Raw genomic sequence first — 11178 nt, 5'->3', positions numbered from 1 at the left:
GCCTGCTCGATACGACCGCGCTGGTCGCTGAGCGCCACGACGATTGCCAAGCCGGCGAGGACGCAGGGCCAGCTCTGGCGCGACCTGCCGGAGCGCTACGGGCCGTGCACGACGGTCTGCAACCGCTTCAACAGCTGGGTGAAGGCGGGGTGTGGCTGACGGTCTTCGAGACGCTCGCGGCGAAGTCACCGCGGTCGATGCAGTTGATCGACAGCTCCAACGCCGTGCTCGAGATTATCGTTCGGCCCGGCGCCCGACCAGCCATCCCCAGCTGCGCCCGCCGCGTGATAAGGCACTCGATCGAGCCGGCGATCTACCGTCAGCGCAACCTCATCGAGCGCTTCTTCTGCAAGCTCAAGCAGTTCCGCCGCGGTGCCACCCGCTTCGACAAGCTGGCCCGAAACGTCCTGGCCGCTGTGCTGCTCGCCTCAACCCGTCTCTGGTTCAGGGTTTATGAGTCCACGCCCGAGCCGGCACGCATGTACAGTGACGAAGGCAGGTCAGTCGCGCTTCCCGATCGATCCCGACGACGTGCTGGCAGTGCTTGCCCCGCCCGTGCCGATGCTTCCCAAGCCGGCAGCCGGGCCCCTACCAGGCGTCGTTCCGTCAGGTGCTAGTCCGCTGGCGATGCCAGCGCCCGTGGTGCCCTCAGGCGGAGCGATATCGGCGCTCTCGGATGTCTCGCCGGCTTGAACCTCCCGCAGCGCGCGCTCCCAGTGTTCCCGGTCGCGGCCGGACGGCCGGCCCTCGCTTTCCCAAATCTCGTGAGCGCGCGCTCTGATCCGATCTTCCAAGCTCGTATCCATTGTCTCCATCCCAGCTGGTGCCACGACGGCTCGGACGCGGCTGTTGATCAACCAGCAACTGATCGGTCGGCCGCCTCTCAGAGTGCCTTATCCAGTTGCTGTTGGCTGTTGTATAGGATCAGTCGCCGGTTAGTTCCGGGCCGGATGGTCGTTCGCCAGGCGGTCGCTCTCGAAGCTTTCGAGGAGCACCAGCAATGAGGTCGGAGGGCTTGCGGCAGGAACTTTGAGCACTGCCCGTGTCCTCCAGGCCCTGAAACGCATCAAGGCCCGGGCTGCACCCGTCAGGCAATCTGTGGGACGGCATGGACTCGGCGCCGTAGCTGCGCGTGGTCATGATCGGAGCGGGATTCGGCGGATGGAGGTGGCCAGAGGCTTGGCCCCCGAGCCTGTTGAACTCACGACGATCGACCAGCAGACCCCATCTCTGCTTTCGCCGCTCCTCTACTAGGTGGCCACCGCCGCGCTTACGTCTGCGGATGTCACTTGGCCGGTGCGCGGCGTTGTCGGGCGCGAGAAGGACACGATGGTCCTCATGGCGCCGGTGACCCGCGTGGACGCCACCAGCAACGTGTTGTTGCCGACACCGCACCTATCTCTGCGAGGTCCTGGCCATCGCGATGGGCGCGGCCCACTCGCATTTTGGCCGTAACGAGTGCCCGGAACACGCCCCCGGGCTGAAGCGGGTGGAGGATACGGCGGATATTCGCCGGCGCTTGCTGACCCGCTGAGAAGGCGGAACTCACCGACAACTAGGAAGAACGGACGTTCCGGCGTCCAGGGATGGTGGTGACGCAGAGACACAGCTAGGTCCGCATCTGAGCCCCGCGGCTGAACTTATTTTCAACTGGCCCCGTTCTCTCGCAACAACATCGGAGACGGTCATGAAGACTCTCAACATCGTCACACTGCTGCTGATCATCATCGGTGGTCTCAACTGGCTGCTCGTCGGCCTGTTCCAAGTTGATCTGGTGGCTGCGATTTTCGGAGGCGTGGACGCAGCGCTTGCTCGTCTGGTTTACCTCCTGGTGGGGATCTCGGCCGTTTGGCAAGTGGTGCCACTCATCCGTTCGGTGTCGGTCGGCGAGATACAGGCGGAACGCGGCCGCTGAAGGGAGGCACGGGCGAGCCGCGCGTGACCAGGACGTTCGGCGCCATGCGCGTTCTCTTCCGGTTGAGCGGCATCCGGCCACAATGAAGACCGCCGCGCCGCCGGGGATACGGCGTCGGACCGGAAGGACGCAGCACAGGGCGCGAAGTGGCGATTGCCGCCCGAAGTTCCGCGCTCTGATGCTCTTATTCGTAATATCATTTGATAGAAGTGGGCGAAGCGGAAGACTTTAAACCAGGCAAAACGAAGACGATTATTTTCCTGCCGAAGAATTTTTCGGCTGCCGGAACTAATGATCCTTATGCCGCGTCGTCTACTCGGCGGTTCGTGACGGTGGCAGGCCGCAACACGGCGGAGGAGCGCGATGGATTTCCACGACTGTGACATCGTGATCGCCGGCGCCGGCCTTTTCGGCCTCACCCTGGCCGAGCGCTGCGCCTCCCAGCTCGGCGCCCGGGTCTGCATCGTGGAGCGGCGCGGCCACATCGGAGGCAACGCCTATTCGGAGATCGACCCCGAGACCGGTATCGAGTTTCACCGTTACGGCGCACATCTGTTCCACACCTCGATCGAGGAGGTCTGGACCTATGTCAACCGCTTCGCCGACTTTACCGGCTACCAGCACCGAGTGTTCACCCGACATTGCGGCCAGATCTTCCCGATGCCGATCAACCTGGCGACGATCTGCCAATTCTTCGGCCGGGCCTTCACTCCGGCCGAGGCGCGGGCGATGATCGCACGGCAGGTGCGGCAGGACGGGGTGGAGACGCCGAGGAACCTGGAGGAGAAGGCGATCTCCCTGATCGGCCGGCCGCTCTACGAGGCCTTCATCCGGGGCTACACACTGAAGCAGTGGCAGACCGATCCGAAGGACTTGCCCGAAGGCATCATCACCCGGCTGCCGGTGCGCTACACCTTCGACAACCGCTATTTCAGCGATACGTTTGAAGGGCTTCCCGCCGAAGGCTATACGGCGATGTTCCGGCGAATGATCGGGGCGTTGCCGATAGATATCCGTCTGGGGGTCGACTTCTTCGACATCCGCGACCGCATTCCGGCTGGCAAGATCGTGGTCTACACCGGGCCGATCGACCGCTACTTCGGCTACCGGGCGGGTCGGCTTGGCTGGCGGACGCTACGGTTCGAGCGCGAGGTACTCGACATCGACGACTTCCAGGGTACGTCGGTAATGAACTATGCCGACGAGGGCGTGCCCTATACTCGCATCCATGAGTTCCGCCATTTCCACCCGGAGCGGAAATATGAACCCGGGAAGACCTTGATCATGCGCGAATATTCGCTGTGGTCCCTGGGCCCCGATGACGAACCCTACTATCCGGTGAACGCCGAGAAGGACAAGGATCTCTACGAAGAATACAGGGCCATGGCGGCCCGGGAGACGAACGTCGTCTTCGGCGGACGGCTCGGGACATATCGCTACATCGACATGCACCAGGCCATCGGTGCGGCCCTCAAGGCGTTCGAACGCCAGGTCAGGCCCCGCCTCCTCGATAGTTCGAGCTCACCCGATCCGCAGCAGCTCGAGCTTGCATGAGGCATCGCGACCGCCTCACCTCCGACACAACCAAGGATCCCATGGACGCCAACGCACCCCAGCCCCCGCCAGCGCCCATCCTCGAGGAAATGGTCCCAGGATCGGCCCTGCTGCAGACGGCCCCCGCGCAGCCGGATTGTCTGATCTGCTTCTCGCATCTGCGCTGGGACTTCGTCTATCAGCGGCCGCAGCACCTGGTGACCCGCTTCGCACAGCGGTTTCCAGTCTTCTATGTGGAGGAACCGGTGCTACGCGATCTCGACCAGCCCAATCTCGCCGTGGTGACGCACGGGGTTGGGGTGACCGTGATGGTGCCGATGTTGCCCGAACGGCTGAGCCCGGGCGAGCAGGTCACGGCGCAGCGGCAGCTGCTCGACCGCTTCCTGGCTGAGCGCAATCTGACTGCGCCGATCCTCTGGTACTATACGCCCATGATGCGGGCTTTCTCTGATCACCTGCCGGCGGCGCGAATCGTCTACGATTGCATGGACGAGTTGTCCGCTTTCCTGGGCGCCCCCCCAGAGCTGATCCAGCGCGAGGCCGAGCTCCTGGAGGCGGCAGACGTCGTCTTCACCGGCGGCGCCAGCCTCTACGAAGCGAAGAAGGGACGGCATCGGAGCATCCATCTATTCCCGAGCAGCATCGACGTCGCCCATTTCGCCCGCGCCCGGCAGCTACTGCCCGAGCCGGCCGACCAGGCGCCGATCCCGCGGCCGCGCCTGGGGCACTATGCCGTCCTCGACGAGAGGCTGGACATCGAGCTCCTTGCCTATATCGCCGACGCGCAGCCCGCCTGGCAGCTGATCCTGGTCGGTCCGGTGGTCAAGATCGATCCGGCGACGCTGCCTCGGCGGCCCAACATCCATTATCTCGGCCCGAAGCGGTACGAGGCCCTGCCAGCCTATCTCTCCGGCTGGGATCTGGCGATCATGCCGTTTGCCCGCAACGCCGCCACGCGTTTCATCAGCCCGACCAAGACCCCGGAATACTTGGCCGCGGGCAAGCGGGTCGTCTCCACCGATATCCGGGACGTGGTCCGCAGCTATGGCGAGACCGGCTTGGTGAGCGTCGCCGCGACGCCAGAGCTGTTCGTCCGGGCGATCGTGCGCGAGCTGGACCGGCCGCACGGCGAAGCCTGGCTGCGGCAGGTCGACGAGGCGCTGGCCGGCACCTCCTGGGACCGCACGGCGGGCGAGATGCTGTCACTGCTGCAGAGCCACGTACCGTGACTTGGGCTTCCGGGGCGGAGCCCCCGCACTTCGCCAGCTTCTTCCAAGCGGGTTTCGAATGCGCCAGCCATAGGCGGCGCGGCGACCGCCGGCGGCTCGACCTGATCGCGGCGACCGGGCACGACCGGTTTTGCCGACAGGACTACAGGGCCGTGCTCGACCACGGCATCTCCACTGTGCGCGACGGCCTGAGATGGCATCGGATCGAGCGGATGCCGGGCTGGTACGACTGGGCGAGCGCCCTGCCGATGATCCGGGCTGCACGTGATCTCGGAGTGCAAGTGATCTGGGACGTATGCCACTACGGCTATCCCGACGGGCTCGACATCTGGAGTCCTGCCTTCGTCGACCGCTTTGCGGCCTTTGCTAGGGCGGCCGCCGTTCTGATCCGGGACGAGCAGGAGGGAATTCCGTATTACTGTCCGGTCAACGAGATCTCTTATTGGGCCTGGGCCGGCGGCACCACTGCACGGATCAATCCCTTCGCGACCGGCCGCGGCAACGCGCTCAAGCGCCAGCTGGTGCGGGCGGCGTTGGCGGCGATCCGTGCGATCCGGGAGGTCGATCCGCGGGCGCGCTTCGTCCATTCCGAGCCGGCGATCCATGTCCGTGCCGCGCCCGACCGGCTGAGGGACGCGGATCGGGCCGAGCGGTACCGGCAGTCCCAGTTCGAGGCCTGGGACCTGATCTGCGGCCGAATGGAGCCGGAGCTCGGCGGGGACCTATCCACCCTTGATATCCTCGGGATCAACTACTATCCCGACAATCAGTGGTTCCTGACCGGGGGCATGATCGGGCTGGGCCACCACTGCTACCGGCCGTTCCGAGAAATCCTGAACGAGATCTGCGCTCGCTATGCGCGGCCGATGGTGATCAGCGAGACGGGCGCCGAATCCACGGCGCGCCCTGCGTGGCTTGACTATATCTGCGGCGAGGTGGCGGCAGCGCGCTCAGCCGGCACGCCGGTCGAAGGGGTTTGCCTCTACCCGATCCTCGATTATCCGGGCTGGGAGAACGAGCGGACCTGCGAGGTAGGTCTGTTCGGCCCGGCGGATCAGATGGGCCGACGGCTGCTCTGCGGGCCGCTGGCCGGGGCGCTGGCACGGCAGCAACTGGCCTTTGCCGGCCGCGGCGGCCGGGCATCCGCCGCTGCGCACCCGCCCGTCTTGGGGCTCTCGGGCTGATGCCGTCCGGGGGGCCGCGACCCGGGCGCGACCGCCACTGGCGCGCGGTCCGCTCGCCTTTGTTTGGCATTACGTGACGGCGCGGCCAGCCGGTTGTCTCGCGGCGGCCGTCATGCGGCTCGCTGCCGCCGGCTGTGCGTTCGCCGTGCAATACGCGATGAAGCTGGTCGTCGATGCCATGGTGGCCGGCGACCATTCCGTGGTGTGGTGGTCATTGGGCGCGTTCTTGGCTCTGATCGCCGGCGAAAACGTGCTCTGGCGCGTCGGTGGATGGGTGGCCTGCCACGTCATCGTGGACACCGGGGTGCGGATCCGGCTCGACCTGCTGGACCATCTCTGCGGCCACGCGGCACAGTACTTCACCCGCAATCTCGCAGGGACGCTCGGCGGCCGGCTCACCGTCACCGCCGGCGCCTTCGGCGGCATCGCAACAGCCCTGATGTGGAAAATCGCGCCGCCGGTGGTCGACTTCGCCGGCGCGGTCGTGATCTTCGCGACCATCGATGGCGCAATTGCCGCGGCCCTGGTTGCTGCCGCCGGCCTGGCGGCACTGGCGGTCGGACGGTTCGGAGGACGGGGAAAGCCGCGCCACATGGCCTATGCGGAGGAGGCGAACCACGTCGGCGGCGACCTGATCAACACCATAGCCAATGTCTGGGCGGTGATGGCGTTTTCCGCGTGCAACCGCGAGCTTCGGCGGCTTGAACTGCGTTTCCGCAGCGAAGCCGGCACGCAGAAGCGGAACTGGCTCTATCTGGAGAAGACGAGGGCCCTGGATGACGGGGCGCTCTGTCTCCTCGCGGGCGCGATGCTGGCCTGGATCATCCTGCTCTGGAGCCGGGGGGCGGTGACGCCCGGCGACGTGGTCGTGGTCAGCGCGCTGACCTTCCGCATCCCGCACGGTTCCCGCGATGTCGCCTTCGCCCTGGTCGGTACGGCCCAGGACCTTGCCCAGATCGCGGAGACGCTGCGAGTGATCGGCCGCGATCACGCGATCACCGAGGCGCGGCACGTCGCTGAAGCATCGCCCGGGCGGGGGGGATCGTCATTGATCGCCTCTCATTCGCCTACCTGAATGGTCTGTCGTGTCCCGCGACCTCTCCTTGCGTATTCCGGCGGGACAGCGGCTGGGCGTGATCGGTCCGTCCGGCGCGGAAACGTCGACGCTCATCAAGCTGCTCCTGCGCTTCGAGGAGGCGCAGTCCCGGACGGATCCTGATTGACGGCCGGGACATCCGCGATAGGACCCTCCACAGCTTACGCCATCTGATTACGGTGGTGCCGCAGGACGTCGCGCTGTTCCATCGGGCAATCGGTGAGAACATCCGCTATGGCTGTCCGGACGCGACCGACCGGGAGGTGGCCGAAGCCGCCCGTCTGGCGAATGGCGAGGGCTTCGTCGCGGCATTTCCGGAAGGATATGCCACGCCGGTCGGGGACCGCGGCGTCGCCCTTTCGGGCGAACAGCCCCAGCAGGTGGCGATCGCGCGGCCCATCCTGCGGCAGCCCTGCATCGCGCTCGACCACCAATCCGAGACCGCTGTGCGGCTTGCCCTGACCGAAGTCATGCGCCGGCGAACCATCATCGCGATCGCCCGCGAACTGGACTCGCTCGCCGGTTCGACCGTGTGATCGAACTCGACCGCGCTGGCATAACGCGCGACGGATCCAGTTGCGATTTCAAGGCGGGACCGAACCATGCCTAATCACGCGAGGAGCGACGCCGCCCGCCCGGCGCTCAGTGATTGGCCAGGGACACGAAGCCCGGTTCTGAGGCGCACATACATCAAACCATAGAATTGGTCTGCGGATTTCATCTCTAGCGGCAAAATTGGCGACTTAACTTTTGTTAGGATCGCCGGCAGGAAATTGAAATATTTCTGGATTCTAGAAACAACGTGGACCACGGATACTGAATGCTGGTGAATTTGTGTCGGAACATGGGTGGCGGCGAGTTGTTTTGGTAGCAAGTTCATCGAACGGAGCGATCGATGCTGCAGGATAGCAGGCGCCCAAGGCAGGCCTTCGAGGATCACGTCGCCCCATTGCTCAGCGATCTACGTCGATACGCGCGGAGCCTGACGCGGAACCCGACAGATGCCGATGATCTGCTTCAGGAGACCTTGCTGCGGGCATACCGCAAATTCCATTTGTGGCAGCCCGGTACGAATCTGATGGCTTGGCTGGTCGTCATGATGCGTCGGATCTTCCTTTCGAGCGTAGTCAGCCTCCGGGCACGTGCGGAGACAGCGCCGATCGAGGAATGGGACGGGGCGGCGGAGCCGGACCAGGTTCTGGTGGTCGAGGTCCAGGACGTCGTACGCGGCATCGGCAAGCTGTCACGGGGCCATCAGCAGATGATCCGGGTCGTGGCTGTCAACGAGACGCCCTACGAAGAGGCTGCGGAGCACTTCAACGTCCCGGTCGGAACCATCCGGTCGCGTCTGGGTCGTGCCCGCAGCCAGTTGAAGAGCATTCTCGCGTAGTGAGCTATGCATCTTTCAAGGGGAGCCCATGCTGCGGTTTCGACGAGGAATGACCGAGATGCTGGTGATCGAGGCGTCTCGGCAGAGCCGATGGGCGGGGCTGGACGGCTGGACCGCCTGCGAAGCGGCACTGGTTGAGTTCAGAAGCCGGGATCCCGAAGCCTCGGTCGAGTATGCGAATGCCTTCATCTCACAGGCGCTGGCGAGGCTCCCGGCTAAGACTCCCGAATGGCCGTCACCGCGGTCGCGACATCCTGCGGTGCTGTGACCGCGGACCGGCGTCAGGCGGTCATCGGCCCCGACAATTCAGATCAGCTGGCGATCGCCGGCTTCCGTTTCGGCGTGTTACAGTGCCGATACCAGCCTTTGTCTCCAGGCGAATGGCCGTAATCGGCTTGCACTCCTGCGATAGGCAGAGAGCGGCGGCCCTCTGGCCAATCAATGGGTGCCGATCAGCGGCGCCGATCTTGTCAGCCGTATGCCGAGATCTACAAAGAGCGGGAGCGGTCTCGCGGACGATAACTCTTCCGAGCTTTGCACACGAACGCAACTGGTGGTACCCCTGATCGCCAACGGCCCATGGTGGAGGTGGCCGGCGCCAAACTCTGCGTTCGCATGGCCGAAGTCTGGCAGGCTGCCACGCCTCCGCCGTCCTCTGATTGGTGGGTCGTCGATGACATTCTGGGTGTGGCCGCCCTCGATGCCGCTCTCGGCGATGCTGAAGGCAACGAAGGCGTCGAGCAAAGCGGAGGTATCCACAAATAAGCGGCAGGTGAGCTACTTGCCCATCGAACCCGCACCCATGCCGGTCTGTTGTCCGGTCGGGAGATGTCCATGGATTCCGCTCTGCCTGGCCGCATCCTAATCGTTGAAGACGAGTGGACGCTTGCTTCCGTGATTGAGGCCATCGTCAGGGGGGCCGGCTATGAGGTTGCCGGTCCAGCCGGTGATCTGGACACCGCGCTCGGATTGGCGACTTCTGGGGCGATCGCTGCCGCATTGCTTGACATAGAACTCGGACCTGGCGTGGACACCTATCCGGTGGCAAAGCTGCTTCAGGCCCGCGACATTCCATTCGCTTTTGTCAGCGCGCGAGCACCGGAACAGATCGACGGCACCTACGCGACGTGCCCGCTGATCCGGAAGCCGTTCGAGGACGCCGAGATCGTAAGAGTACTGGAGGAACTCGTCCAACAATCCAGGCCCGCGACCGGCTGAACGTATGGCGTGACCCGGATTATGCATTCGAGCCTCGTCACCAGCCGAACCAGGATCCGGCAGATCGGCAATCTCCTCCCTGTCTTTGCCCCGGCCGGCCTGTCGTTTTCCATGCTCCTGGTACCAATGGCAGTCCCTGCTGTAGACCCTTCGGCTACACCGCGGAGGAAATTATCGGTAAGTCCTTGATCCCTTTGGATCGCCGAAGGCGTGATGCTGTTCGTCGCCGGCTCGAAGACCGATCAGGAGCGGCGAGGGGACGAGGTCGGCATCCAGGCCGTCCCGACGTCGCCGCTCGGCCCCGTGACCGCGCTCTCGGCCTGGCTCGCCGCCCGGGGCGACACGCCCGGGCCGATGTTCTGCCGGATCGACCGCGGCGGCCATTTGACCACCGGCTCCGACGGCCGGCTGCAGCCGATCGACACCAATCCCGTCGCCCGCCTGGTCAAGCGGGTGGTCAAGGGGACTGGGTTGGTGGAGGGGGAGGTTTCGGCGCACAGCCTGCGCGCGGCATGATGACGGCGGCCGACCGCAAGGGGATCACGCTGAAGGACGCGAGGCGGCGCGGTCGCTGGATGGATACGCACACCGCCCGCGGTTACCGGCGACACTCGAGCTCTGGCAGAGGAATTTTAACCGGCAAGCTTGCTCGCAGGCGAACAGCAGTAGCAGGATAGATTTCATACAGTCGAGATGTGGAGAGTACGGCCGCTGCGGTGATCTCGCGTTAACGGCATTAAAGTTGCATCGATTGATTTGGTGAATTACATCGATCTGTATCTATCATTGGAGTGAATTGATGAGCGAAACTGGCGCCACAAACGCATCGGCAGCCGCTGAGAAAACGCGCCGTCTGGCGGCTCAAATCGTCTCGGCGCACGTCAGCAACAACAACGTCGCGGTCGCGGACCTGCCGGGGTTGATCGTCCAGGTCTACGGCGCGCTCGAGAAGTTGAGCAAGCCGGTCGAGCCGGTGATCACCCGTCCGGAGCCAGCGGTTCCGATCCGCAAGTCGGTGACACGCGACTACCTTATCTGCCTCGAGGACGGCAAGAAGCTGAAGATGCTGAAGCGGCATCTGGCGTCGGCCTACAACATGACCCCGGACCAGTACCGGGAGCGCTGGGGGCTGCCGGCCGACTACCCGATGGTGGCGCCGATCTACGCCCAGCAGCGCAGCGCCCTCGCCAAGACGATCGGCCTTGGACGCCGCTCCAACGCGCCGGCCGAGCCTGCCCAGCCTGCGCCGAAGCCCGCCCGGGCGCCTCGCGTGCGAATGGTCGAGGCCGCGAAGGCATAACTGTCGAGCTGGTTGGCCGGACCGCCGTGGCTGCGGTCCGGCCTTGCTCGCCGACGTCTCGCCAGCTGGCCTGTTACCACCCAAAATCACAGCGGCCGGATCATACCCGCGTCTCGCCACGGCTATACAGGTCGCGCTCGCGGGCGATCTCCTCCGGCGGGTATGCCGGCGCGCTCGGGTCATATCCGCTCCACCCGGACGAGCGGTAAGCCTGGCCGCGGCATCGACCGCACCCTTCTCCAGCATGATCTCCTGGATCTCGCTGGCCTGGTCCTGTTCGACTTGGACGGTC

General features: G+C 64.9%; 14 protein-coding genes and 2 pseudogenes. 15 read left to right on the top strand and 1 reads right to left on the bottom strand.

All coding sequences use genetic code 11. The features are described from left to right. Window positions 1–66: 66 nt before the first annotated feature. Together KXR53_RS32420 and KXR53_RS32415 are read left to right on the top strand one after the other, a co-directional pair. A pseudogene (locus KXR53_RS32420) lies at window positions 67–155 on the top strand (transposase); the annotation flags it as partial. A 42-nt stretch (window positions 156–197) separates the two neighbouring features. Next, window positions 198–464, top strand: a pseudogene (locus KXR53_RS32415) (transposase); the annotation flags it as partial. Window positions 465–500: 36 nt separating this feature from the next. Here KXR53_RS32415 and KXR53_RS32410 read toward each other — a convergent pair. Next, entirely contained in the window at window positions 501–806 is a 306-nt protein-coding gene (locus KXR53_RS32410; RefSeq protein ID WP_437379747.1) for a DUF2934 domain-containing protein, read from the bottom strand. A gap of 881 nt (window positions 807–1687) precedes the next feature. Between KXR53_RS32410 and KXR53_RS32405 the strand changes: the two genes are divergently transcribed. The 13 genes from KXR53_RS32405 (at window position 1688) to KXR53_RS32345 (ending at window position 10886) form a co-directional block, all read left to right on the top strand. Then, on the top strand, window positions 1688–1915 hold the full coding sequence (locus KXR53_RS32405; RefSeq protein WP_437379746.1) for a DUF378 domain-containing protein: 228 nt from the start codon (window positions 1688–1690) through the stop codon (window positions 1913–1915). Between the two features lie 363 nt (window positions 1916–2278). After that, window positions 2279–3469: a UDP-galactopyranose mutase gene (glf, locus tag KXR53_RS32400; RefSeq protein ID WP_437379745.1), complete on the top strand. Its 1191-nt coding sequence runs from the start codon at window positions 2279–2281 to the stop codon at window positions 3467–3469. Between the two features lie 89 nt (window positions 3470–3558). Next, entirely contained in the window at window positions 3559–4698 is a 1140-nt protein-coding gene (locus tag KXR53_RS32395; RefSeq protein WP_437379744.1) for a glycosyltransferase family 1 protein, read from the top strand. Further along, window positions 4695–5882, top strand: a complete 1188-nt coding sequence (locus KXR53_RS32390) for a beta-glucosidase (protein ID WP_437379743.1) — start codon at window positions 4695–4697, stop codon at window positions 5880–5882. Before KXR53_RS32395 ends, KXR53_RS32390 begins: the two co-directional genes overlap by 4 nt. 112 nt (window positions 5883–5994) lie before the next feature. After that, entirely contained in the window at window positions 5995–6957 is a 963-nt protein-coding gene (locus tag KXR53_RS32385) for an ABC transporter transmembrane domain-containing protein (RefSeq protein WP_437379742.1), read from the top strand. A 10-nt stretch (window positions 6958–6967) separates the two neighbouring features. Then, window positions 6968–7105 (top strand): ATP-binding cassette domain-containing protein, encoded by a 138-nt coding sequence (locus KXR53_RS32380; RefSeq protein ID WP_437379741.1) that lies wholly within the window; start codon window positions 6968–6970, stop codon window positions 7103–7105. Beyond that, window positions 7095–7514: an ATP-binding cassette domain-containing protein gene (locus tag KXR53_RS32375; protein WP_437379779.1), complete on the top strand. Its 420-nt coding sequence runs from the start codon at window positions 7095–7097 to the stop codon at window positions 7512–7514. Before KXR53_RS32380 ends, KXR53_RS32375 begins: the two co-directional genes overlap by 11 nt. A gap of 359 nt (window positions 7515–7873) precedes the next feature. Continuing rightward, window positions 7874–8368, top strand: a complete 495-nt coding sequence (locus tag KXR53_RS32370) for an RNA polymerase sigma factor (RefSeq protein ID WP_437379740.1) — start codon at window positions 7874–7876, stop codon at window positions 8366–8368. A gap of 49 nt (window positions 8369–8417) precedes the next feature. Continuing rightward, window positions 8418–8636: a hypothetical protein gene (locus KXR53_RS32365; protein ID WP_437379739.1), complete on the top strand. Its 219-nt coding sequence runs from the start codon at window positions 8418–8420 to the stop codon at window positions 8634–8636. A gap of 311 nt (window positions 8637–8947) precedes the next feature. Beyond that, window positions 8948–9133, top strand: a complete 186-nt coding sequence (locus tag KXR53_RS32360; RefSeq protein WP_437379738.1) for a hypothetical protein — start codon at window positions 8948–8950, stop codon at window positions 9131–9133. A 69-nt stretch (window positions 9134–9202) separates the two neighbouring features. Continuing rightward, a complete protein-coding gene (locus KXR53_RS32355; RefSeq protein WP_437379737.1) occupies window positions 9203–9586 on the top strand; it encodes a response regulator in 384 nt (127 codons plus the stop codon). A gap of 213 nt (window positions 9587–9799) precedes the next feature. Continuing rightward, window positions 9800–10102: a hypothetical protein gene (locus tag KXR53_RS32350; RefSeq protein WP_437379736.1), complete on the top strand. Its 303-nt coding sequence runs from the start codon at window positions 9800–9802 to the stop codon at window positions 10100–10102. A gap of 283 nt (window positions 10103–10385) precedes the next feature. Continuing rightward, window positions 10386–10886 carry a MucR family transcriptional regulator gene (locus tag KXR53_RS32345; RefSeq protein ID WP_437379735.1) on the top strand — a complete coding sequence of 167 codons (501 nt, stop codon included), beginning with the start codon at window positions 10386–10388 and terminating at the stop codon, window positions 10884–10886. The last annotated feature ends 292 nt before the right edge of the window (window positions 10887–11178 follow it).

Source organism: Inquilinus limosus (assembly GCF_051487185.1).
GTDB classification, from domain to species: Bacteria; Pseudomonadota; Alphaproteobacteria; order DSM-16000; family Inquilinaceae; genus Inquilinus; species Inquilinus limosus_F.
Note: the sequence above shows the minus strand (reverse complement) of the source record. Positions and strands in the feature narration are given on the sequence as shown.